The 23,671-nt window shown below is 42.3% G+C and carries 25 protein-coding genes; 7 read left to right on the top strand and 18 right to left on the bottom strand.

Annotated features, from left to right (window positions below; genetic code table 11):
• Nucleotides 1–78: 78 nt before the first annotated feature.
• The 3 genes from AC0DBE_RS02710 to AC0DBE_RS02700 form a co-directional block, all read right to left on the bottom strand.
• On the bottom strand, nucleotides 79–1,371 hold the full coding sequence (locus tag AC0DBE_RS02710; RefSeq protein WP_061186863.1) for an MFS transporter: 1,293 nt from the start codon (nucleotides 1,369–1,371) through the stop codon (nucleotides 79–81).
• A gap of 106 nt (nucleotides 1,372–1,477) precedes the next feature.
• Complete coding sequence (gene sodA, locus AC0DBE_RS02705) at nucleotides 1,478–2,086, bottom strand: superoxide dismutase SodA (protein WP_472960988.1); 609 nt, start codon at nucleotides 2,084–2,086, stop codon at nucleotides 1,478–1,480.
• 180 nt (nucleotides 2,087–2,266) lie between these two features.
• On the bottom strand, nucleotides 2,267–2,749 hold the full coding sequence (locus tag AC0DBE_RS02700; protein ID WP_472960986.1) for a DUF456 domain-containing protein: 483 nt from the start codon (nucleotides 2,747–2,749) through the stop codon (nucleotides 2,267–2,269).
• A 110-nt stretch (nucleotides 2,750–2,859) separates the two neighbouring features.
• On the opposite strand from AC0DBE_RS02700, the gene AC0DBE_RS02695 reads away from it, so the two are divergent.
• The 3 genes from AC0DBE_RS02695 (at nucleotide 2,860) to ispG (ending at nucleotide 5,270) form a co-directional block, all read left to right on the top strand.
• On the top strand, nucleotides 2,860–3,621 hold the full coding sequence (locus AC0DBE_RS02695) for a DUF1189 domain-containing protein (RefSeq protein ID WP_061186862.1): 762 nt from the start codon (nucleotides 2,860–2,862) through the stop codon (nucleotides 3,619–3,621).
• Between the two features lie 94 nt (nucleotides 3,622–3,715).
• A complete protein-coding gene (locus AC0DBE_RS02690; RefSeq protein WP_014114429.1) occupies nucleotides 3,716–4,015 on the top strand; it encodes a LysM peptidoglycan-binding domain-containing protein in 300 nt (99 codons plus the stop codon).
• A gap of 121 nt (nucleotides 4,016–4,136) precedes the next feature.
• The gene (ispG, locus tag AC0DBE_RS02685; RefSeq protein WP_072181759.1) at nucleotides 4,137–5,270 is read left to right on the top strand and encodes a flavodoxin-dependent (E)-4-hydroxy-3-methylbut-2-enyl-diphosphate synthase; all 1,134 of its coding nucleotides are present in this window, start codon (nucleotides 4,137–4,139) and stop codon (nucleotides 5,268–5,270) included.
• Between the two features lie 25 nt (nucleotides 5,271–5,295).
• On the opposite strand, the gene AC0DBE_RS02680 is transcribed toward ispG, so the two are convergent.
• Nucleotides 5,296–5,685: a DUF308 domain-containing protein gene (locus AC0DBE_RS02680; protein ID WP_088884227.1), complete on the bottom strand. Its 390-nt coding sequence runs from the start codon at nucleotides 5,683–5,685 to the stop codon at nucleotides 5,296–5,298.
• Between the two features lie 133 nt (nucleotides 5,686–5,818).
• Between AC0DBE_RS02680 and AC0DBE_RS02675 the strand changes: the two genes are divergently transcribed.
• Complete coding sequence (locus tag AC0DBE_RS02675; protein WP_014114432.1) at nucleotides 5,819–6,400, top strand: nucleotidase; 582 nt, start codon at nucleotides 5,819–5,821, stop codon at nucleotides 6,398–6,400.
• A gap of 41 nt (nucleotides 6,401–6,441) precedes the next feature.
• Here the strand turns inward: AC0DBE_RS02675 and zur are convergent, their stop codons facing one another.
• Both zur and AC0DBE_RS02665 read right to left on the bottom strand, forming a co-directional pair.
• Complete coding sequence (gene zur / locus AC0DBE_RS02670) at nucleotides 6,442–6,879, bottom strand: zinc uptake transcriptional repressor Zur (RefSeq protein WP_014114433.1); 438 nt, start codon at nucleotides 6,877–6,879, stop codon at nucleotides 6,442–6,444.
• 137 nt (nucleotides 6,880–7,016) lie between these two features.
• The gene (locus tag AC0DBE_RS02665; RefSeq protein WP_014114434.1) at nucleotides 7,017–7,898 is read right to left on the bottom strand and encodes a YitT family protein; all 882 of its coding nucleotides are present in this window, start codon (nucleotides 7,896–7,898) and stop codon (nucleotides 7,017–7,019) included.
• 115 nt (nucleotides 7,899–8,013) lie between these two features.
• On the opposite strand from AC0DBE_RS02665, the gene AC0DBE_RS02660 reads away from it, so the two are divergent.
• Nucleotides 8,014–8,268, top strand: coding sequence for a DUF2624 domain-containing protein (locus AC0DBE_RS02660; protein WP_003226238.1), 255 nt, complete (start codon nucleotides 8,014–8,016; stop codon nucleotides 8,266–8,268).
• A 26-nt stretch (nucleotides 8,269–8,294) separates the two neighbouring features.
• On the opposite strand, the gene AC0DBE_RS02655 is transcribed toward AC0DBE_RS02660, so the two are convergent.
• Both AC0DBE_RS02655 and cshB read right to left on the bottom strand, forming a co-directional pair.
• A complete protein-coding gene (locus AC0DBE_RS02655) occupies nucleotides 8,295–9,188 on the bottom strand; it encodes a deoxyribonuclease IV (RefSeq protein WP_472960981.1) in 894 nt (297 codons plus the stop codon).
• Between the two features lie 9 nt (nucleotides 9,189–9,197).
• Complete coding sequence (cshB, locus tag AC0DBE_RS02650; protein ID WP_472960979.1) at nucleotides 9,198–10,514, bottom strand: DEAD-box ATP-dependent RNA helicase CshB; 1,317 nt, start codon at nucleotides 10,512–10,514, stop codon at nucleotides 9,198–9,200.
• Nucleotides 10,515–10,682: 168 nt separating this feature from the next.
• Here cshB and vrrA point away from each other — a divergent pair, with 168 nt between their 5' ends.
• Together vrrA and AC0DBE_RS02640 are read left to right on the top strand one after the other, a co-directional pair.
• Nucleotides 10,683–11,405, top strand: a complete 723-nt coding sequence (vrrA, locus tag AC0DBE_RS02645) for a VrrA/YqfQ family protein (protein WP_061186859.1) — start codon at nucleotides 10,683–10,685, stop codon at nucleotides 11,403–11,405.
• A gap of 122 nt (nucleotides 11,406–11,527) precedes the next feature.
• The gene (locus AC0DBE_RS02640; RefSeq protein WP_014114439.1) at nucleotides 11,528–12,472 is read left to right on the top strand and encodes a 4-hydroxy-3-methylbut-2-enyl diphosphate reductase; all 945 of its coding nucleotides are present in this window, start codon (nucleotides 11,528–11,530) and stop codon (nucleotides 12,470–12,472) included.
• Nucleotides 12,473–12,494: 22 nt separating this feature from the next.
• On the opposite strand, the gene AC0DBE_RS02635 is transcribed toward AC0DBE_RS02640, so the two are convergent.
• The 10 genes from AC0DBE_RS02635 to glyQ all read right to left on the bottom strand — a co-directional run bounded on the left by AC0DBE_RS02635 (nucleotide 12,495) and on the right by glyQ (nucleotide 23,638).
• Nucleotides 12,495–13,616 (bottom strand): Nif3-like dinuclear metal center hexameric protein, encoded by a 1,122-nt coding sequence (locus tag AC0DBE_RS02635; protein WP_014114440.1) that lies wholly within the window; start codon nucleotides 13,614–13,616, stop codon nucleotides 12,495–12,497.
• A complete protein-coding gene (trmK, locus tag AC0DBE_RS02630; protein ID WP_242734156.1) occupies nucleotides 13,609–14,259 on the bottom strand; it encodes a tRNA (adenine(22)-N(1))-methyltransferase TrmK in 651 nt (216 codons plus the stop codon). Before trmK ends, AC0DBE_RS02635 begins: the two co-directional genes overlap by 8 nt.
• Before the next feature lie 254 nt (nucleotides 14,260–14,513).
• A complete protein-coding gene (cccA, locus tag AC0DBE_RS02625; protein WP_014114442.1) occupies nucleotides 14,514–14,876 on the bottom strand; it encodes a cytochrome c550 in 363 nt (120 codons plus the stop codon).
• A gap of 326 nt (nucleotides 14,877–15,202) precedes the next feature.
• Nucleotides 15,203–16,318: an RNA polymerase sigma factor RpoD gene (gene rpoD / locus AC0DBE_RS02620; protein ID WP_003226225.1), complete on the bottom strand. Its 1,116-nt coding sequence runs from the start codon at nucleotides 16,316–16,318 to the stop codon at nucleotides 15,203–15,205.
• A 198-nt stretch (nucleotides 16,319–16,516) separates the two neighbouring features.
• Nucleotides 16,517–18,328 carry a DNA primase gene (dnaG, locus tag AC0DBE_RS02615; protein WP_079287970.1) on the bottom strand — a complete coding sequence of 604 codons (1,812 nt, stop codon included), beginning with the start codon at nucleotides 18,326–18,328 and terminating at the stop codon, nucleotides 16,517–16,519.
• Between the two features lie 33 nt (nucleotides 18,329–18,361).
• Nucleotides 18,362–18,856 carry a YaiI/YqxD family protein gene (locus AC0DBE_RS02610; RefSeq protein ID WP_014114445.1) on the bottom strand — a complete coding sequence of 165 codons (495 nt, stop codon included), beginning with the start codon at nucleotides 18,854–18,856 and terminating at the stop codon, nucleotides 18,362–18,364.
• Nucleotides 18,857–19,109: 253 nt separating this feature from the next.
• Nucleotides 19,110–19,922, bottom strand: coding sequence for a pyruvate, water dikinase regulatory protein (locus AC0DBE_RS02605; protein WP_079287971.1), 813 nt, complete (start codon nucleotides 19,920–19,922; stop codon nucleotides 19,110–19,112).
• A 25-nt stretch (nucleotides 19,923–19,947) separates the two neighbouring features.
• Nucleotides 19,948–20,586: a transcriptional regulator CcpN gene (gene ccpN, locus AC0DBE_RS02600; protein ID WP_003237058.1), complete on the bottom strand. Its 639-nt coding sequence runs from the start codon at nucleotides 20,584–20,586 to the stop codon at nucleotides 19,948–19,950.
• A 132-nt stretch (nucleotides 20,587–20,718) separates the two neighbouring features.
• Complete coding sequence (gene glyS, locus AC0DBE_RS02595; protein ID WP_242734014.1) at nucleotides 20,719–22,758, bottom strand: glycine--tRNA ligase subunit beta; 2,040 nt, start codon at nucleotides 22,756–22,758, stop codon at nucleotides 20,719–20,721.
• The gene (glyQ, locus tag AC0DBE_RS02590; RefSeq protein ID WP_003226213.1) at nucleotides 22,751–23,638 is read right to left on the bottom strand and encodes a glycine--tRNA ligase subunit alpha; all 888 of its coding nucleotides are present in this window, start codon (nucleotides 23,636–23,638) and stop codon (nucleotides 22,751–22,753) included. Before glyQ ends, glyS begins: the two co-directional genes overlap by 8 nt.
• Nucleotides 23,639–23,671: the final 33 nt, after the last annotated feature.

Raw genomic sequence — 23,671 nt, 5'->3', positions numbered from 1 at the left:
ACTCAAGTAAGAGTGCCAGTTTTCATTTTAAAGGTTTTTTCGACTTTTTTCTACAGATAACCCCTTTTTGACAAAAAATTATCTTTCACCTTTTAAAAGATTCGGTTCAGTTACCCGTTTTTGGCCGTCTTCTTCCATGGTTTCATTTCCCTCTTCTTTCTCCTTAAAACGGATATCCTTGACAAAGTAATAAATCAGCGGATGTCCTACGCCCAATATAGCAAGTGCCAAAGGAATTCCCACATCCTCTTTCAGAAGGGCCACAATCAGAAGAAAACATAAAATGGAGACAATCCTGCCGGCGTTTAAAAACAATTCCCTCAGCACGATATATTCAATTCTTGCTTTTCTGGCATGCCTCGCCCGTCCTATCACATCATATGTAAGTGATACATATGGAACGAGCAAAAGTGGATAGCCGATGGCAATAAAAACGCCGTATGTCAATAATGTCGTAAAGCTCATATGAAACAGAATCAAAAACAGCGCTCCATACAGAATAAGTCCGCCCAGCAAAATCGATTTTTTTCTGTTCTTTTTCTTAATCAGCCTGGATGCAAAGTAGTAGGCAAAGAAGGAAACAGCTGAGTTGACGAGGCCAAATGTGCCGAGGGCCAGTTCGCTGTTTGTCTCAATAAATACAAATACACTGATTAAAAAGACAAAAATCCCTTCTCTCAAACCCTGAAAAAAATGCGCATTCGTAATTCTCCGCCAGTTCATATTGCTATGGCGCTCTCCAAATACTTTGCTCAGCATAAAACGGCCCTTTGATTCTCTCCGCTTTAAAAAAAAGCTCATCACGACAGCCAAGGCAAATAAACTGAGGGAGAGACTGAAAATCACTGTATAACCCGTATTATTTTCAAGCCTCGAGATAACGAATCCCGCTACAATCGGGCCGATCATTCCTGCAGAGGAAGAGAGAATACCCATAAATCCGTTGAAAAAGTCCCGCGTATCAGGCTCTGTTATTTCAAAGGTCAGCACGTTAAACGCAAGCCAATAAAAGCCATAGCCCACTCCGAGCACCGCGCCGATCAGTACAAGCCGGCTGGCCGCCGTTTCTCCGGCTAAAAGAACACTTAAATAAAAGGCAGCTAAAAAAATCACACCGAACCTTAAAATGAACACCCTGTCTATTTTTTTGGCTAACCGTCCAGCCAAATAAAAGGTTATCGGCTGCATTATCACAATGGATAAATTATATATCGCTAAATCAATAAATTTCCCTGACTGCTTCCAAAGATACACATTAACAAATGTATTGGACAGTGCAATTCCTAGCGAATAAAGCCCGCCAATGGTCAGCAGAAAGAGTAATCCTTTGTTTACGTCTACATCGCCAATCACTTTTTTTAGTTTGCTCATTACTGACTCCCCTTTACTATCCCTTAGTCTGTCTCACTCAAACCGAGATATGTAAAAAGAAGACATAAAAAAACAAGGCCCTATATTGAGGACCTTGCTTGTGTCATTATTTTGCTTCGCTGTATAGACGAGCCACTTCGTCCCAGTTCACAACATTCCAGAACGCTGAAATGTAATCAGGACGGCGGTTTTGATAGTTAAGGTAGTATGCATGCTCCCAAACGTCAAGACCTAAGATAGGCGTTTTGCCTTCAGAAAGCGGAGAATCTTGGTTTGGCGTGCTTGTGATCTCAAGTTTGCCGTTGTTCACAACAAGCCATGCCCAGCCAGAACCGAAGCGTCCAGCTGCTGCAGCTGCGAATTGCTCTTTGAATTTGTCAAAGCTTCCAAATACACTTTTGATCTCATCAGCAAGCGCGCCAGTCGGCTCGCCTCCGCCGTTTGGAGATAAAAGCGTCCAGAATAATTTGTGGTTCGCGTGTCCGCCGCCGTTGTTGCGGACTGCAGTGCGGATGTTTTCAGGAACAGAATTAAGATCTGCAACAAGCTCTTCAACTGATTTGTTTGCAAGAGCAGTGTTTCCTTCAACCGCTTTGTTTAAATTTGTAACGTATGTGTTGTGGTGTTTCGTATGGTGAATAGTCATAGTTTCCTTGTCGATATGCGGTTCTAAAGCATCGTACGCATAAGGTAATTCTGGAAGTTCGTAAGCCATGATAATTCCTCCTTAATATATATATGTACTGAAATGCCGCTTCACAGCGAGCCTTTCTTCATTCAATGTAACAAAAGAATGCTTGGTAATCAATGAAAATGCTCACATTTTGGCTCATTTCAGCGGACATATTTCACTTTAACCGATAATCCGCCCTATTAAACCTGCCGCCCACAATTCTTATAGGACCGTCCATAAAAAATATCCGATCATCAAAAGCTGTATGATGCCCTTTGCAATAGCCCCTGTTAAAAAGCCAATGAGTGAGCCGAGACCGATTTTAAACGCTGACTTTAAGTCCTTTTGATGGACGATAAGTTCTGCACAAACCGCCCCGATAAACGGCCCTAATATGATCCCCGCAACCGGAATGACGAAAGGCCCGATTAATAAACCGATCGTGCTTCCCCATATGGCGGCTTTGCTTCCGCCGAATCTTTTTACTCCAAGCAGATTAGACACGTAATCTGCGGCGAATAATACTGCGGCAAAAACAGCTTCAATGAGCCAGAACATATAAGAATACGGACCGAACGAAAACAAAAATCCATACAATACAAAGCCAGCAACGATAAATACTACACTTGGAATAACGGGATACACCAGCCCGATAAAGGCGATGATAAATACCGCCGCAATCACCAGCCAATACAACAAATCCATGACATCCATCCTCCCTTTTTACATCCATCTTCTTCATGTCTTCCTTGTATTCACACGCAGGCAACGATACAATAAGCAACATATATTAGTATAGCTAGGAAGTGAAGATAGTGAATGTATTTCAGCTTTTCATCAAAAGTACATACTCTCCCCGTGATATTGCAAAAACAAGATTTCAAGGAATCGGAAAAGCGATTCTTTATGTATTTTTGCTCTCTGTCCTTTTTGCAATTCCAACCGCTTATTATGTAAGCTCAGGGACCGTAAAATCAATGAACGGCTTTAAAACCGTTTTAAACAAAGATTTCCCTGATTTCACAATTTCAAACGGCAAACTTCAAACGGATGAGAAAAAAGCCACGGAATCACAGGCAAATGGTTTCGTTATCGTGTTTGATCCGACAGACGCCTACGGCACCGAACAAATTGAAGCAAAGCAAAACGCGATCGGCATCCTTCAGAACAAATTTGTTTTGGCCATTGACGGACAAGCCCAAGAAATGCCTTACTCAATGATGCCGTCAGAGTTAAAGAAAAAAGATGTCATTGCAGGTTTAAATCAAAATAAAACGATGATCGTAACTGTTCTTTCGGCTCTCATTTTTCTCGTAACAGCCGCAGGAAAATTTATTGAAGTATCATTTTTAGCGCTAATCGGGGTAATCATTAAGAATTCACAGAAAAAACATCTGTCCTACCATCAGCTCTGGAAGCTTTCTGCTTATTCCATCACCCTTTCGACTGTATTCTTTACGATTATGCGAGCGTTAGAAGTGACAGTTCCAAGTGAATTTTTGCTGAACTGGTTTGTCAACTTTGTCATCCTGTTTCTTGTTTTAAAAGAGATTCCTTCCAAAAAAACTGCTGTATAATCCGAGACTGCCTTGGCAGTCTCTTTTCTTTTGTCATGAATCTAATTGGACAAGCATACTATGGTATAAAATTTCGTATGCGGGAGGAAAAGCGATGAAGCGTCTCACTTTTGTATGCAGTTTTGTTTTTATTCTTTTTATTCTTTTTTATGATCTCAAAATTGGAACAATACCCATTCAGGACCTCCCTGTCTACGAAGCATCAGCAAAAACGGCTGCACAAGAACCAGCATATAAAACAGTGAAGGTAAAGCCGGGTGATACGGTTATGTCGATTGTCGGATCAGCAGGTTCTCCAGACGACATTGTAAAGGATTTTGAAGCACTGAATCCGAATGTGAAAGCCAACGCCATTCAAGCAGGAGCAGCGTACAAATTCCCGGTCTACCCTTAATTAACGTTAATTTCTTGTCAGTTCGGCGAAGACACTGTTACAATATAATTTGTAAAATAAATTCACATAAACCATACTAGAATTGTTATATCTAGAAGCGGCAACTACAATTAAGGAGCGATTGCAAGTGAGTGAAATCACACATCGTACAAAAACGCGTCCCGTCAAAGTGGGACCTTTAACAATAGGCGGCAACAATGAAGTTGTCATCCAAAGCATGACAACAACAAAAACACATGATGTAGAAGCAACGGTTGCAGAAATTAACCGTTTGGCTGAAGCCGGATGTCAAATCGTCCGGGTAGCATGTCCGGATGAACGGGCGGCAAACGCCATTGCAGATATTAAAAAACGCATTTCCATTCCGCTCGTTGTTGACATACATTTCGATTATAAACTTGCGTTAAAAGCCATTGAAGGCGGCGCAGATAAAATCCGAATCAACCCCGGCAACATCGGCCGCCGCGAAAAAGTCGAAGCGGTCGTTCAAGCGGCGAAAGAAAAAGGGATTCCGATCAGAATCGGAGTAAACGCCGGTTCACTTGAAAAACGGATTTTAGAAAAATACGGTTATCCGACTGCCGACGGAATGGTAGAAAGCGCACTTCATCACATTAAAATTCTTGAAGATCTCGATTTTCACGATATTATTGTCAGCATGAAGGCATCTGACGTGAACCTCGCAATCGAGGCTTATGAAAAAGCGGCGAAAGCATTTGACTACCCGCTGCACCTCGGGATCACCGAGTCAGGAACACTGTTTGCCGGTACAGTAAAGAGCGCAGCAGGACTCGGCGCGATTTTAAGCAAGGGCATCGGGAACACAATGCGCATTTCATTAAGCGCAGATCCTGTGGAAGAGGTAAAAGTAGCAAGAGAGCTTCTGAAATCTTTCGGTTTAGCCTCCAATGCTGCCACGCTCATCTCATGTCCGACTTGCGGCCGTATTGAGATTGATCTAATCAGCATTGCCAATGAAGTGGAAGAATATATTTCTAAAATTAAAGCGCCGATTAAAGTCGCTGTTCTCGGCTGTGCCGTAAACGGACCTGGTGAAGCGAGAGAAGCTGATATCGGCATCGCCGGAGCTCGCGGCGAAGGGCTGTTATTCCGGAAAGGGAAAATTGTCCGTAAGGTTCCAGAGGAAACAATGGTAGAAGAACTCAAGAAAGAAATCGACATTCTTGCTGAAGAACACTATGCAAAGCTTGAAGCTGAAAAAGCAAAATTAAAAGAAGAGACACAAAAAGCTTGACGGGAACCCGTCAAGCTTTTTTGTGTTAGAAGAAAGGAATAATAAATATTCCAAGCACTAATGAGACGACACCGATACCCATCGCCCAAGCTCCAAGGCCTTGGGCACCTCTTCTTCTTGCGATATAGCCGACAATAATACCGGCAGCTCCCAATAAAACAGGCAGTACAAACAATGAAATAATGGACAAGGCTAAAGCAATATACCCTATTCCCCGTCCTTCATTGACATTGCCGCCGCTGCGGTCATTGTCTCGGTCATTGCTGCGGTCAGCAGCACGGTAAGGCTCTGCGATTTCAGCAGCCGTTTCCTCAAAAAAACCATCATTGTCGCGGGTAATATTTGTTCCTTCAGAACCATTATCAACATAGTAGCCGTTGTTATCACGTTTTTCGTAATCGTTTGCCACCTTCAATTCCCCCTTCTGTTTTTATTAAAGGAGCTTTTATAGTTTGATCTATTTCGCCTGATTCATGTTTGCTAAACTTTTCTGTTAATGTCAATTGTTTATGTTACACTTGAAGGGATGAAACTGAAGGAGTGTGGGCATGTTACGCTTAGGAATAGATATTGACGGCACAATCACGGCTCAGGATACATTCGTCCCTTATTTGAACCGCTCGTTTAATCTTTCCATTTCATTAAACGATATGACGGATTATGATTTAACAAAGCTGTTAAACATTACGCAGGAAGAATTTTGGGATTGGATGAATCAAAATGAAGCGATCATATATAAGGAAGCATTGCTTGCACAGCATGCAAAACAGTCACTTGACCTCCTCAAAGAGGAGCACAAGCTTATTTATATTACAGCAAGACGGACTCATTTAACTGATATTACCTATGAATGGTTTGACAGACAAAACATTCACTACGACCACATCGAACTCGTTGGCGGTCATCATAAAGTTGAGGCAGTCAAAAATCATAACATCGACTTGTTTTTTGAGGATCATCACGGAAACGCGATGATGATCGCGAAAGAAGCCGGTATACCGGTAATTTTATTCAATTCCCCTTATAATCAGCTTCCGATTGATTCAAACATCATCAGAGTAAACAACTGGCTAGAAGCCGTTCAATGGATGAATAAAAACAAACATCACTTCATACGTGTCAATAACTGAAAAAGGAGCCAAACTGGGCTCCTTTTCTCATATATATGCAATTAAGCAGTCGTGTTTTCTTGATTTTCCACTGTACAATTAGGGCATGTGCCGTAAATCTCAAATTTATGCCCGCTGACCTGATAGCCATCCAAATCATCACAAAGCTTGTCCATCGGACATGATTCAATTTCCTTGGTTTTACCGCAAGCAAGACAAATAAAGTGATGATGATGATGGGTAAATGAACACTTAAATCGGAAGAGTTTTTCACCGGACAGCTCGGTTGTTTCCAAAATACCAAGTTCTTCATATAAAGAAAGGTTTCTGTAGATTGTATCAAAGCTTAAGCCGGGATAATCATCATTTAATGCAGACAGTACGTTTTTAGCGGTAAGATATCTGTCTGAATCAGCAAAAAGCTGCAGCATATCCTCCCGTTTGTTTGTATATTTATATCCATTTTCTTTCAGTAGGTTCAGCGCTTCTTGTACGTTCATGAAGGTTCCCCCTTTTCGCTTTGCTTAAGAACGTATCACATGTATGAAAAAGAAAATGGCAGCTGTCTGACCAGCAAGCCATTTTCTCTACTGCAGATAAAATTATACCCATAAAATGAATAAAAGTAAATGAAAGCCTAGTGGATTGCGTTTTTGAATTTCCCGCCTCTCGTTTCATGAGTATTCATAATTGTTATGAATGCATTTTGATCGACTTCAAACACGATCGATTTTAGCTTAGTCACTTCCAGCCTTGTGACAACCGCGTAAATCACGTCCTTTTCTTCGTCCGTATATCCGCCTTTCCCTTTCAGCTTGGTTGTTCCGCGACCGAGACGGTGCAAAATCGCGTCGGAAATCTCATCATACTGATCAGACACTATAATGACAGCTTTTGTTTCATCAAGCCCCTGAATTACGGCATCAATTGTTTTCATCGCAATATAATAAGTCATGAAAGAGTACATTGCTTGCTCAGGACCGAACACAAAAACAGCCCAAATGAAAATGAATACATTGATGAACATAACGAACTCACCTACTGAAAACGGCAACTTTTTCGTCAGCAAAATACCGAGAATTTCTGTACCATCCATTGAACCTCCGTTTCGAATAACGAGCCCGACTCCAAAGCCGAGTAAAAGACCTCCGAACACAGTGGCCAAGATAGGCTGAGTTGTAATAGCTTCTACATGGTGAAGCGAGGATTCAATAACGGCAAGCCCAACAATCCCAATCATCGTAGAGACAAGGAAGGTCTTACCGATATATTTATATCCGAAGATCATAAAAGGAATATTTAACACGACAACGAATAAAGCGAAATTCAGAATTGGGGTTGACTTAAAGAGGTGGTCTAAAATTAGTGATACACCGATGATCCCGCCATCAATAAAATCGTTGGGGATTAAAAATAATTCGATACTTACAGCCGCACATGCAGCTCCTGCCAGAATCATGAAGACCCTGAAAATAAAGTGGGAAAATGTTTCTCTCTTATGTTGTTTTGTTGGGGTCATAAAATCTCCTTTCCTGCAATAACTATTTTAAATACATTATAAATCTATTTTACCATTAAACACTGACACATTTTACTGTTTTGCCCATACATTAAGTCTGGAGGTGGAATGGTCGATGATTTTATTTCAAAGAATTATTTTGCAGCGGCTTAATCAGGCTACTGCTGACGATTTGCTGAAGTACTCAAAACAATACGGAATCAGTTTAACAAGACCGCAGGCCATTGAAGTAGCAAACCTGTTATACGGGAAAAATGTGAACATTTTTAACGAGAGTGAACGAACGCGGCTGCTGAAACAAGTAGAGGCAATTACATCAAAAGAAACAGCCCAAACTGTTAATGAACTATTCAAACAATTTACAACCTAAAAAATGGGGGAGCTATCCCCCATTTTTTATTGCTGTAAAATCTTTTCGAGCAATGTGTCATCAAATTGTTTTTCTTTGAGCATTTCAATCTCGAAACGGTATGGCGGTTTTTTATTCTTTTTATCTTCACCGACATACGGCGTTTCAAGAATTTTTGGAATGTCTTTTAACTGCTCATGGTGAACAACATATTGCAGGGCGTCAAATCCGATTTCACCAAAGCCAATGTTTTCATGGCGGTCTTTTCTTGCACCTTTGACATTTTTGCTGTCATTGATATGAAGCACTTTAATAAGGTCAATACCGACGATTTTATCGAACTCATTCAGCACTCCGTCAAAGTCTTCGACAATCTGATATCCGGCATCATGTGTATGGCACGTGTCAAAGCATACTGACAAATGCTCATTGTGTGTAACGCCATCGATAATCTGTGCAAGCTCTTCAAAGCTTCTGCCGCATTCTGATCCTTTTCCTGCCATAGTTTCTAATGCAATCTGGACATTTTGATTCGGATCAATCACTTCATTTAAGCCTTCAATAATTTTTTTGATGCCTGCTTCAGCTCCCGCTCCTACGTGAGCGCCCGGGTGAAGGACAATTTGCTTCGCTCCGATGGCCGCTGTCCGCTCAATTTCAGAACGAAGAAAATCGACACCAAGCTCAAAAGTCGACGGATTTGTCGTGTTGCCAATATTAATAATATAAGGCGCGTGTACGATAATCTCGTCAATGCCGTTTTCTTGCATGTGTGCCCGGCCAGCTTCTATATTTAAGTCTTCAATTTTCTTTCGGCGCGTATTTTGTGGTGCGCCTGTATAGATCATAAACGTGTTCGCTCCATAAGAGACTGCTTCCTGGCTTGCAGCAAGAAGCATATGTTTTCCGCTCATAGAGACGTGTGAGCCTATTCTCAACAACAGGTTCCCCTACTTTCTTTTTTTAGATTGGTTTCTTCTCTGTTTTTTCTTGATTTTCTCCATCTCGTAGCTCATTTTCTTTTTATATCCAGGCTTTACCTTTTTCGGCTTTTTCACAAGACGATGCGCAATTTCATCCGCTTCGTTCGGCGTTTTTTTGCGTTTTTTGCGGCGCTGGCGGTCATCGCCTTTTTTCCACTCGCCCTTTTCAAGCTCTAAGTAATCAAATTCGATGCCCATTTTCTCAAGTCTGGCTAATGAATCCTCATCAGAAAGCTCGAAAATGGTCATCGCTTGTCCTGATGAGCCAGCGCGAGCCGTTCTGCCCACACGGTGAATATAGAAATCGAGATCATCCGGCAGCTCATAGTTGATAACATGACTGACACCTTTAATATCAATGCCTCTTGCGGCAAGGTCCGTTGCAATGACATAAGTGAATTCTAAATCATTGATCTGCTTCATGACTTTTTTCCGTTCACGAGGCGTTAATCCGCCGTGCAGCAGCCCGATTTTCATACCTTTTCCAGTTAAATATTGAGCGATATGGTCAGCAGTGTTTTTCGTATTGGCAAACACAATGCCCAAGTATGGATTCAGATGAGACATGATGTCAAAAAGGAGCTTGTCCTTGTCACGATGTTTCGAAGGAATGAGAATATGCTCGATTTTCGCAGCAGTCACCTGTTTTGGCTCCACGTGGGCGTATTTCGGATTTTCCATATATTTTTTCAAAAATGGTTTCAGCTTTTCCGGAATCGTCGCTGAGAACACAAGCATCTGCAGATCCTCAGGCATGCGAGAACCAATGTAATCTACATCTGCAATAAATCCCATGTCCAGCATTAAATCCGCTTCATCAATGACGAGAGATTCCGCTTTATGAACACTTAACGCCTGTTCTTTGATTAAATCGGCAATCCGTCCGGGCGTACCGACAACAAGATGCGGCTGTGTCTTCAGTTTATCAATCGATTTTTGTTTATCTGTGCCTCCGATAAAACATTTCGAGCGAATCTGGCTGCCTTCCTCACTCTGTGTGATTTTAAGCGCTTCCTGATGAATCTGGTTGGCAAGCTCTCTAGTCGGAGCCGTAATGACAACCTGAACGACATCCTTGGCAGGATCGATTTTGTTTAATAAAGGCAGTAAATAAGCATGCGTCTTTCCAGTTCCCGTCTGTGACTGGCCGATGACGCTTTCTTTTTTTAACACTGCAGGAATCAGCCTTTTCTGAATATCAGTCGGTTCGTAAAAACCAAGGCGGTGTACTGCATCTATAATAAATGGTTTCAATTCATAAAGTTCAAATTTCGTTTCTTTCATTTTTCCCAGCTCCTTAAAGCGGCACATTATGTGTCCATCATCACATTATACCCGATTTTGCATAAAAACACCACGTTTGCAAGGCGTTTGTTTTATTCAGTTATGTAAAGCAAATACCGCAGCCCATGCATATTCTAATAGCAGAGAGAGCTGAAAGGAGGTACAAGTATGTTTTCACCGCAGCAGCCGATGAGAAATTATCCGCAGGCCGGACCGCCCCGCCCCATGCCAAATCAGCAAATGATGGGCAGAAGACCGCCTAATATGCGAAGGCCTTCATTTGGACCGCAGCAGCAAGGTTTTCAGCAATCCGGACAATTTCTTCCTCAGGCAAATGCCGGGGCGAGAAATGGTGCGGGCGGAGGCCTAAAAGGAATGCTGTCAAGGTTCTTACCCGGCGGAGGAGGCGCTGGCGGCGCCGGAGCTCCAGGAGCAGGCGCCGCAGCGAGCGGGGGAGCAGGTCTGCAAAGCATTCAAAATATCGCCAATCCTGCATCTTTATCCAGTATGCTTGGGAATGTGCAAAAAGTGCTAGGTATGGCTCAGCAAGTCACCCCCATGATCCAGCAGTACGGCCCATTAGTCCGCAATCTGCCGGCAATGATGAAGCTGTACAGCCAATTAAGTAAAAGTGATGATACAGAGAGCAATGAGGAAAATGAAAATCAAACAGATTCACAAGAAACCTCAGAAACAAAGAACGAGGCTGAAACCAAAAGCTCAGATGGGAACAAAAAATCACAACCAAAAAGTTCTTCTCTATCCAAGAAATCAAAAACATCTGACAGTAAAGAACAAAAATCAAAAACATCTGCCCCGAAGAAAAATGAAGCTGCCTCTCCTTCTCCGAAAAGAACATCAGGCAGTTCAAAGCCGAGATTATATATTTAACATTCTTTGATATCTGAAGTGAGATTGGCTATAATGAGATCAGAAGAATGCAAGAATAGAGCCGTTTGATTACGGCTTTTTATATTGCCTTTACTCACTTCAGTATTGGAGGACAACCGAAAATGGACGTAATTAAAATTTCGCCGCGCGGCTATTGCTATGGCGTTGTTGATGCTATGGTCATTGCCAAAAACGCGTCACTAGATAAAAGCTTGCCAAGACCCATCTATATACTCGGGATGATTGTTCATAATAAACACGTCACTGATGCGTTTGAAGAGGAAGGAATCTTTACTTTGGACGGTGCTAACCGTCTGGACATCCTGAAGCAGGTTGAAAAAGGAACTGTTATTTTCACTGCGCATGGTGTTTCTCCCGAAGTCAGAAAAATCGCTGAGGAAAAAGGATTAGTCGCAATTGATGCTACATGTCCGGATGTGACGAAAACCCACAATTTAATTCTAGAGATGAAAGAAAAAGGTTATCACGTGATCTATGTCGGCAAAAAAGGGCATCCAGAGCCTGAAGGAGCCGTTGGCGTAGCGCCTGAGATCGTTCACTTAGTTGAAACAGAAGAAGATGTGAAAAACCTTGATATCCAAGCAGAGAAATTAATCGTGACCAATCAGACAACGATGTCTCAATGGGATGTTCACGACATCATGGAGCTTGTCAAAGAGAAATATCCTCATGTCGAATATCATCAAGAGATTTGCCTCGCTACTCAAGTACGGCAAGAAGCTGTATCAGAACAAGCGAAAAAAGCGGACTTAACAATCGTTGTCGGCGACCCGAAAAGCAACAATTCAAATAGGCTCGCTCAAGTGTCAGAGGAAATAGCCGGCACAAAAGCATACCGAATCGGAGACCTAAGCGAATTAAAACTCGAATGGCTGAAAGGCGTTAATACCGTTGCAGTTACTGCGGGGGCTTCAACACCAACGCCGATCACAAAAGAAGTCATTCGCTTTTTGGAGCAGTATGAGCATGAAGATCCATCAACTTGGACAACGGAACACAATGTACCGCTCAAAAAAATACTTCCGAAAGTAAAAGCAAAAAACTGAGGCTGTATAAGCCTCAGTTTTTTTATAGAAATGCAAATGGATTTGTATCTGTTTCAGAAACAAAGATAGTTACGTCCAGCTTTTTATCATTGCACATTGACGTCAATTTTCTCGTGACGCCTTCTTTCATGATTTTTTCCGCGTAATGTCCCGGATCAACAACATTCAGGCCTAGCATCATCGCATCATGAGCCACATGGAAGTATAAATCTCCTGTGACGTAAACATCGGCGCCCTTTCGTTTCGCATGATGAATATACTTGTTTCCATCTCCGCCTAGAACAGCTACCTTCTTCACCATGCTGTCAGCTTCACCCACCATTCTGACGCCATTCACTTCAAGCTTGTCTTTTACAAATAAAGCGAATTCCTTGAGCGTCATCTCATTTTTAAGTGTTCCGACACGGCCGAGCCCTTTTTCGGCAGGAGACTGTTCGACAGGATAGATGTCGTAAGCGACTTCTTCATATGGATGGCTTTTTATCATTGCATGTATAACACCTTTTTCGATGCTTTTAGGAAACACAGTCTCTAGCCTAACTTCATGAACAAGCTCAAGCTCTCCCACTTCACCGATAAAAGGCTTGGCGCCATCCAATGGCTTAAAGCTGCCGATTCCTTCAGATGAAAATGCGCAATGGCTGTATTCGCCGATATGGCCGGCTCCCGCATTTCCAAGCGCTGTTCTGACCTGCTCTTCATATTCCTTCGGCACGTATACGGCCAGCTTTTTCAGAGGATCAGTATAAGTAGGCACCAACACCTCTGTTTCACTCAGCTCTAATGCTTCAGCAAGCAAGTCATTGACGCCGCCGTCTGCAATGTCTAAATTTGTGTGAGCTGCATAAACAGCGATATCATGCTTCAAACACTTTTCAATTAATCTTCCGGCAGGCTGATCTGTTGAAATATGCTTTAGTGGCCTGAAAATAGGAGGATGGTGTGCAATAATCAAATCAACCTCTTTTTCAATCGCTTCATCGATAACACTCTCCAACACATCAAGTGTAACCATCACATTTTTAATCGGTTTGTTTAAGGTGCCGATTTGCAGGCCGATTTTATCGCCTTCGACCGCATAGGCTTTCGGGGAAAATTGTTCAAACAGCTGGATGATCTGCTGCCCATTTACGCTTTTAGCCATGATCGATAACCTCCTTTAGCAGCTCTATTCGATCCGCGAGCTCCTTTAATTTCTGTTTATTTTGCTCTGTACTTGCAGCTCGGCTGATCTGTTCATAAATGTTTTGCGTGTGCTGAAGCTCTTGTGTCCATTTTTTCAAAAAGACAGCATTCTTTTCTTTTGCCAAGAAAGGACCGACGAGCATACCAGCTGATAATGAAATACCGGCATAAGCCGCATCTCTGTCTCCCGCTTCGGCGACAAGCACCTCATAGCACTTTCCGTCTTCTTCAAGGATCACTTCATCTGTCAGCGCATATCCTTCTTTATAAAGCCACTCCCTGATATAAACAGCATGAATATTCGGCTGTAAAATAAGCCGTTCTTTCCCGGTTAATTTGTCTTTACCCGCTTCTAAAATGTGAGCGATCAAAGATCCGCCCATTCCGGCAATCGTAATGGCATCGGCTTCACCTTTTTTAATGACTTCCAGGCCGTCTCCCTGCCTTACAGAAATGTGCGCGCTTAAGCCTGATTTTTCTACCTGCCGCTTGGCAGACAAAAACGGGCCGTCTGTTATTTCTCCCGCAATTGCCCCGCTGGCTTTATGATTCAGCACCGCATAACAAGGAAGGTAAGCGTGGTCAGACCCGATATCGGCCATCACCGCTCCATTCGGTATGTATTCCGCTACTGTTTGCAATCGTTTAGATAATTTTAATTCGTTCACTTGTCATCACAACTTTTCTCCATCATTTTTTCCTTTACTATCATATAAAAAATCAGCCCGGAATCCAAGCTGAGCGAATGATTTTCAGTTTATTTCTTTTGATGTGTGTCTACATACGCAGACAAAAATAAAAGGCTGTCGAGAACATCTCGGCGGCCTGAGAACGAATAAGGAGAAAGATAGATTTTTTATTTAATTTTTGACACCCACTCTGCCATATCATCTAGCTTATCAGCCGGAACAAGACCGGAAGGCATTCCATTGCCACCTTTTTCGATCTTTGTTTTAATCTCACCGACATCTTTCTTATCCCCTACACCTTTTAAGCTCGGACCTGAAACACCTTCATAATTTTCACCGTGGCACGCGATACAGTTTGCCTTGTAAATATCCTCCGGTGAAGCGTTTGCATCTTCCTTTTCAGCAGATTTGCTTTCTCCGCCGCTTGCAATCTCCCGAGAGTCATCAAGCCCCTTTACTGATAAAAAGAAAGTTAGACCAATTCCTAAAACAGCGATCAATAAAAATGGAATAAGCGGGTTCCATTTCATTTCCCTTCCCCCTTTTTGATCCTTCCCCTATGTAAACACTTCTAATTCTAACTTAATTTTACAAAAAGTAAATGGATTGCTATACAAAAGTTTTTTATTCACACTTTATACAAAATTGAATAGAAACATGCCTATTTCTCTGATATCCTTTTTATTCTATTGTATAATGTATTGTATACGCTTACAATAGAAAATATGGAATCATATTTGAAATTTTTCGTCACAATGTCCATTTGCAAATGACATCATTTTTCAGTAAAATAAAGGCATATTATCCATATATCTTTTTGAAAAAAGAAGAACGGATCTGCAAGACCCGTTCCATCTTATTCGAGAAAATCTTTCAAACGTTTACTTCTGCTAGGATGTCTTAGTTTCCGCAACGCTTTGGCTTCGATTTGTCGAATACGCTCTCTCGTTACTCCAAATACCTTGCCGACCTCTTCTAATGTTCTTGTACGGCCATCATCAAGACCGAATCGAAGACGCAATACATTTTCTTCACGATCAGTTAACGTATCAAGTACATCTTCCAGCTGCTCTTTCAATAGCTCATATGCGGCGTGGTCTGAAGGTGAAGTTGCTTCTTGGTCTTCAATGAAATCACCAAGATGCGAATCATCCTCTTCACCGATCGGTGTTTCCAGCGATACCGGCTCTTGTGCAATCTTTAAGATTTCGCGTACTTTTTCAGGTGTTAAATCCATATCTTCCGCAATTTCTTCAGGTGTTGGTTCTCTGCCTAAATCTTGCAGTAATTGACGCTGCACACGGATTAATTTATTAATGGTTTCAACCATATGAACGGGAATCCGGATCGTTCTCGCCTGATCGGCAATGGCGCGAGTAATTGCCTGTCTGATCCACCACGTAGCATACGTACTGAATTTATAACCTTTGCGGTAATCAAATTTTTCAACGGCTTTCATCAGACCCATGTTACCTTCCTGGATCAGGTCAAGGAACAGCATTCCGCGTCCGACATACCGTTTTGCGATACTGACAACAAGCCGCAGGTTCGCTTCAGCCAATCTGCGTTTAGATTCTTCGTCACCCTCCTCAATCTTTTGAGCGTAGGCGATTTCTTCTTTTGCAGAAAGAAGGTTAACCCGGCCGATTTCCTTTAGATACATACGAACTGGGTCATTGATTTTGACGCCAGGCGGTACACTTAGGTCATTAAGGTCAAATTCTTCTTCGGCTTTGGCAAGCTGCTGAATATTAGGATCTTCTGTTTCTTCATTCTCACTAATTAATTCAACACCTTGTTCACCTAAAAATTCATAATACTCATCCATTTGGTCTGATTCAATTTCAAAGCTGGACATACGCTCGGCAATTTCTTCATATGTCAAAACGCCACGTTTTTTACCAGACTCTGTTAATTGCTCTTTTACTTGGTCGAATGTTAATTCTGTCTCGTGGGTTTGTTTATCAGCCATTATGGATCCCTCCTTCCAAAGCTTGCAACGAATTCTATAAGCGGTATGATTCTTATTCGGTCCATTCAGGCGTTTTCTATGTGAACTGCCTTTAACAATGTGCGAATAATGAAATGACAATTCATGATGAGGTTAAGCGATCTATTTGCTCCTCCGCAAGGAATCATTGCCAATAAATGCTTCTCACCGGTTTTCCAGTTATTTTAAAGATCGGTTCAATGTAACGATTTCTTGAGCCAGAGAAGCAGCTCTCAAAAAATCTTTTTGCCTTTCGGCTTCGGCTCTTTCCGCCTCTTTTTCTTTTATCATTGACCAATTTCTTTGATTCAACACTTTTTTTACATAATCTGATAACTCGGCTTCGCTGAGCTCTTGATTAATCTGAAGCATTAATATATCAGACAAGAGCTGGCTAATTTGATCATCCGTCACCCTGGCCATCAGATGCTGAGGCGTCAGCTCGGCACCTTCTTCATAAAAAGCGTAAAGATAGGCGGCTAATGCGCGGTGCTCATCAATATTAAATTGAAAGCCTACCCGGTCAATCACTTTTTTGATAACGCTCCGATCTCGAAGCATGTGGGCGAGTAACAGCCTTTCTGCATTTTCATACGCCGGGCGCAGACGTTTTTGCCTTGCTTTTGTCGTCAGATGCGCTCGCCGCGTTTTCGTATCACCGCCACTGTCAGCAGGTTTGTTTTGCTTGCTGAAAACAGACAGCTGCTCGGTTAAAGACTCCTGTGACAGCGAAAACTCTGAAGCAAGCTGTTTTACATAGACTTCCTGCTCAAGAGACCCTGAAAGCGTGCTGATTTCTTTCAGTACGTCTTTAATGTAAGCTAAGCGGTCGCCTTCATCAGACAGGTTCTTTCCCTTTCGGAAATATTGCATTTTGAACGCCATTACGGTGACACTGGCGTCGATAATGTCGTTTTTAAATTTTTCCCCGCCGAACTTTTTGATGTAATCGTCAGGGTCCAACCCGTCAGGAATCATTGCAACTCTGACTTTGCAGCCTTTATTTTGCAGAAGATCTGAAGCTTTTAAAGTGGCTTCATAACCGGCTTTATCAGAGTCATAGCAAAGAATGATTTCTTCGACATTTCTTCTCAGGATCTTGACATGATCATCTGTCAGAGACGTTCCCATCGTGGCTATGCTTTCTTTCACACCCGAGCTTACGGCCGATATGACATCGGCAAATCCTTCAAATAAGACTGCTCTTTCCTGCTTTCTGATATGAAGGCGGGCCTTATAAAAATTGTAAAGCAGTTTACTTTTATGAAAGAGCGGTGTTTCAGGACTGTTCATATACTTAGGCTGCTGGCTGCCAAGAGCCCTGCCAGAGAAAGCAACAACAGACCCGTGGTGATCATGGATCGGAAACATGACGCGGTTTCTGAAACGGTCAAAATATCCGCTCCCGTCTTCGCGTCTGATCAGGAGACCCGCTTTTTCCATTTGCGCCTCACTAAAGCCTCTCTTTACAAGAAATTTCGTGATGAAGTCCCAAGAATCAAGAGCATAGCCGATCTGAAATTCATCTATCAGCTCTTTCGTAAAGCCCCTTGAAAGCAGATAATCCAGCGCCTCTTGACCTTCTTTTGTATTTATTAACAAATGATGGTAAAATTTCTTTAGGAGCTCATGAGCCTCAGCCATTTTTTGTTCTCCAGAAGATTCTGGCCGGGCTCCGGAATGGACTGTTATATTATCTGGAAAATCAATTTGGTATTTGTCAGCAAGGTGAGAAACCGACTCGGCAAATGAATAGCCTTCCATCTGCCTTAAAAAAGAGAAAACATTGCCGCCCGCTCCGCAGCCAAAGCAATGAAAAATCTGTTTGTCGGGCGATACGGAAAACGAAGGTGTGCTTTCTCCATGAAAAGGACAGAGTCCAAAGTAGTTTCGGCCTTGCTTCTTTAATTGAACATAATCACCTATGACTTCAACGATATCTGCCGACTTTTGTACCTGATCCACAATTTCATCTGGTATCCGATTTCCCATCTTATAACACTCCGTCGTACATTATTCGATGCTTTAGTGCAAAATCCCTTCATCGTTCGACAGGATTTTTTGCAGCAGTGTAATAAATCGTTCTCGATCTTCTTTATTCAATTTTTTAGGCCCTTTGGCGTATATGCCTTTTCTCCTTTGTTTGCCGGAAAAATGACGGCTCTCAAGAGCAAAATCAATCGTGCCCTCTTTGTAAAGACGCCCTCTTTCCGACATGACGGAGACATTTCTGTTCAACAGCAGGGATGCTAATCCGATGTCCTGCGTCACAACAATATCTCCCGGTTTTACGTGATTTGCGATATATAAATCAGCAGCTTCTTTATGAGGATCAACATACTTCCATTTTTCTTCATTGCTTCTCGAAAGCTGATAATGTTCAAATGAAGCGACAAAAAGAACTTGAACTTCATACTTGGATGCTGTTTGTAAAATTTCATCTTTTACCGGACAAGCATCTGCATCGACAAAAATCGTCTTTTCTTGTTCATTAAGAAGAGTAATTCTCCATCCCTCCATTAAACTCCTGCATAAAAGCAAGCAAAATCGCACATCCTTTAACATTGCGGACGTATATGAATTTGTCGAAAAATTTCCGGGAGAAATTCTTGACATCTTACCCATAATAGTTTATTCGTATCACACGAACCTTAAACCTAAAATTAATCATTTTATCACAATTTTTTATTATAATACAAACTTCACAAAGATGCTATTATTTTTCATTATTCCCTTTTGGCATAGCCAAAAACCCAGGATAGAGCGTCCTGAGTTACATGTTTTTTGTTTTGAGATGATGGATAATATTTGCTGTTTCTTCAACCGCTTTATTTGAAACATCAACAACCTGGCATCCGATCCGGTCCACAATCTTTTCGAAATATTCCAGTTCCTCTTTGATTCTGTTGATATTTGCATAGATCGCTTTGTCATTAAGCCCAAGTGATTTTAACCGTTCTTTTCTGATATGATTCAGTTTATCCGGGCTAATCTTCAAGCCGATACATTTTTTCGGATCAACGTTAAAGAGTTCTTCCGGCGGGTCAACCTCGGGAACAATCGGAACATTGGCAACCTTCAGGCGCTTGTGGGCGAGATATTGAGACAGCGGTGTTTTAGACGTTCTGGATACCCCGATCAAAACGATATCAGCTTTTAAAATCCCTCTTGGATCACGTCCATCATCGTATTTTACTGCAAACTCGATAGCCTCCACTTTTTTGAAATAGTCTTCATCAAGCTGGCGCACCCGCCCTGGTTCGTATTTCGCTGTTAAACCGTAGGCTGTTTCCATTTTATCAATTAACGGGCCGATAATATCATAATATAAAACATTTGCTTTATCCGCTTCGGAAATCAAATATTCTCTGATTTCCGGCACAACTAGTGTGAAACAAATAATGCCGCCGTCTGCCTTTGCAAGTGAAATCACTTCATTGATAGTGCCTATATCTTCAACATAAGGAATTCTTCTGACATGTGTATCGTCCGCTGAACCGTTAAATTGGCTGAGCGCTGCTTTTACTACCAATTCAGCCGTTTCACCGACGGAATCCGATACAACATAGATGATGCGGTTATTCATATTATCCCCCCGTTAGTTTGCGATCTTATAGGATTTCATTTTCAGATAAACTGACAAGTATTTTTGTCATATTTGTTTTTGTCACTCTGCCGATGACTTCAAAGCCTTTGTCGGTATCTTTGATGACAGGCAGTGCATCAATTTGTTTTTCTATCAAGTGCTTTGCAATGTCCATCACATAATCCTCGCGTCTGCACACCGTAATATTCGGCATCCTTGTCATGATGATGTGAACAGGGACAGATGTAAGCTCCTGCTGGCCTATGCTCGCTCTCAGCAAGTCTTTTCGTGAAAGCACCCCGACTAAAACAGCATCGCGGTCCACCACAAACAGAGTACCTACATCTTCTAAAAACATGGTGCAAATCGCATCGTACACAGAAACATTTTCGTGAATCACGACGGGGATAGATTGAAAGTCTTTCACTTGAAGCTTTTTGAGTTTATCTGCCAAAAGCTGGGTGCCGGTTTTCCCAGTGTAGAAATAACCGACTCTCGGGCGCGCCTCAAGGAATCCTGACATGGTGAGTATGGCTAAATCCGGACGCAATGTTGCCCTGGTTAGGTTCAGCTTTTCTGCAATATGCTCCCCTGTAATCGGCCCGTTTTCTTTTACAATCTGCAAAATATGTTCTTGCCGTTTATTTAGTTCGATCGTACTCACCACCTTTTCACTTCATATCTATGTAAAGAATAATAATCCATATTATATCGTAAATATCTTGTAATCAAACAAAAAAACTCATAAATGGGGAAAAGACGATTACCGATCACACAGCAACCGCCTTTTCTCTCTTTATTTTACAATAAGGGCATTCATATTCGCAAAGGACTTGATCTCATCCGCCAAGCTTACCATTTGCGCCAAACGGTTTGCCTTTAATGTCTCATTATCTGCTATAACCATTGTATGATCGAAGTAAGCATCGATCGGTTCTTTTAAGGCTGCAAGTGAAGCAAGCGCCGCCTCATAATCTTTTTTGCTAAAGTTTTCCTGCAGGTTTTGCTTCGCTGTTTGGTAGGCATCAAACAGTTTTGCCTCGTATTCATTTTCAAACAGATCAGGCTGAATGTCTCCGTGGACTCCTTTTTTGCTGATAGAGATCACTCTGCCTAAAGCCTCAGCTGTTTCCTTAAAGCCCGGTGCACCAAGCTTTTGTTCCAGCACTTGTGCTTTATGCAGCGCTGAGTATGGCTCAAGCTCAGAGCTTTCCAGCACGGCGTCGATGACATCGTGTCGAATCTGTTCCGCATTCAAAACAAATTTCAGGCGCTGAGTGAAGAAATCCATCAGTTCATTTTCTTTTTCGGTTTGTACGAAAGAAAGCAGCTCTTCAAACGAAATTCCCCAGTTGCGGTCCAGAAGAATTGCAACAATACCGCTTGCTTGGCGACGCAGCCCGTAAGGATCCTGAGAACCGGTCGGAATAACGCCGATAGAGAAGAATGAAACGATTGTGTCTAGCTTATCCGCCATTGCTACAACAGCTCCGGTGAAAGTAGAAGGCGTTTCTCCGCCTGCTGATCTAGGCATATAGTGTTCGTTGACTGCCGCAGCCACAGCTTCATCTTCGCCAAGCATTCTCGCATACTTTTCACCCATAATTCCTTGGAGCTCAGGGAATTCGTATATCATGTGCGTGACAAGATCAAATTTAGAAATTTCAGCAGCTCGCTTCACATGTTTTAATGTATCTTCATTGGCCTGAAGACGAACGGCAAGCTTTTCTGCGATTGAAGTGACTCTTCTAACCTTATCTGCCAGAGAACCAAGCTCTTCATGAAAAACAATGTTTTCAAGCTTCTTCACGTTTGCATCAATATTTAGTTTCTGATCTTCCTTGTAGAAGAATGAAGCATCAGATAAACGCGCGCGCAGCACTTTTTCATTGCCTCTGGCCACATTTTCGATCGCGTGGCTGTTCCCGTTTCTGACTGTGATAAAGTGAGGCAGCAATTCTCCGTTCTTGTCTTTGACAGGGAAGTAGCGCTGATGCTCTTTCATTGTCGTGACAAGCACTTCCTCAGGAATTGACAGAAACTCAGATTCAAATGAACCATAAAGAGCTGTTGGGTATTCTACTAAATGATTCACTTCATCAAGAAGATCTTCGTCAACTGGAATGCTCCAATTGTTTTCTGCAGCCATCGCTTCCAGCTGAGATTGAATCATTTGTTTTCGGACGTTAGGATCAGCAATAACGTGCTGTTCTTTCAGCTGCTCTTCATAAGCTGAAGGTGATTCAATTGACACTTCATGTCCAAGGAAACGGTGTCCCTGCGTTGTCCGTCCAGACTCAACGTTTGTGATCGAAAATGGAATGACATCCTGTCCAAATAAAGCGGCAATCCATTTGATTGGCCGTATATAACGCAAATCCTCATTTCCCCAGCGCATGTTTTTTGGGAAATGCAAGCTAGTAACTAAACCGCTCAGTTCCGGCAGAAGCGATTTCGTTTCTTGGCCGGCTTGGAATTTTTGCACGAATACATACTCTGTGCCTTTTACTTCTTTGATGTACAGGTCTTTTACGTCTGCGCCTTGGCCCTTTGAAAAGCCGATTGCCGCTTTTGTCCAGTTGCCGTCTGCATCAAGGGCAATTTTTTTCGCAGGCCCTTTCGCCTCTTCTTTTATATCATCCTGCTTTTCTGCTACATCCTTTACGAAGACAGCAAGGCGTCTCGGTGTATTGAAAAGCTTCACTTCACCGTGTGTGATATTTTTTTCTTTAAGCCAGCCTGTCAGCTTCTCACCAAGCTGAACCATGCTATCATTTAAAAAGCGCGCCGGCATTTCCTCTAAACCGATCTCTAAAAGTAAATCCTGTTTACTCATGAGAAGAACCCTCCCCTTTAAGCATTGGGAACCCTAGTTTTTCTCGTTCCTCATAATAGGTTTTTGCTACTTTTCTCGCTAAATTTCGCACTCTTGCGATATAGCCTGTCCGCTCGGTAACAGAGATCGCACCTTTGGCGTCAAGCAGGTTGAAGGTGTGCGAGCATTTTAGCACATAGTCATATGCAGGATGAACAAGTCCGTTATCCATTTGCTTAATCGCTTCTTTTTCATACGTGCTGAACAACTGGAACAGCATATCGACATCTGACGTTTCAAACGTGTAAACGGAATGCTCGTATTCCGCCATCATGAATAAATCTTTTACTGTAAACCCTGACGTCCATTCCAAGTCGAAAACATTTTCTTTATCCTGGATATAAGACGCGAGACGCTCAATTCCGTACGTAATCTCTACAGAAACCGGTTTACACTCTAGTCCTCCGACCTGCTGGAAATACGTAAATTGTGTGATTTCCATTCCGTCAAGCCATACTTCCCAGCCAAGACCTGCGCAGCCTAAAGACGGATTTTCCCAGTTGTCTTCAACAAAGCGAATATCGTGCTCAAGCGGATCAATTCCAAGCGCGCGCAAGGAATCTAAATACAGCTCTTGAATGTTATCAGGAGACGGTTTAATAATGACCTGAAACTGATGATGCTGATACAGTCTGTTCGGGTTCTCCCCGTATCGTCCGTCGGCAGGGCGTCTGGAAGGCTCTACATAAGCCACTTTCCACGGCTCAGGGCCGATACTGCGCAAAAACGTATACGGGCTCATCGTGCCGGCCCCTTTTTCTACATCGTAAGCCTGCATAAGCACACAGCCCTGACTGGACCAATGCTTTTGCAATGTTAGAATCATGTCTTGAATATTCATTTCAAGCACCTCCACTTTTCCTTCATAAAATGA

The organism is Bacillus sp. VA15, from assembly GCF_055721145.1.
The sequence above is the reverse complement of the archived record's forward strand: the minus strand, read 5'-3'. Positions and strand labels throughout refer to the sequence as shown.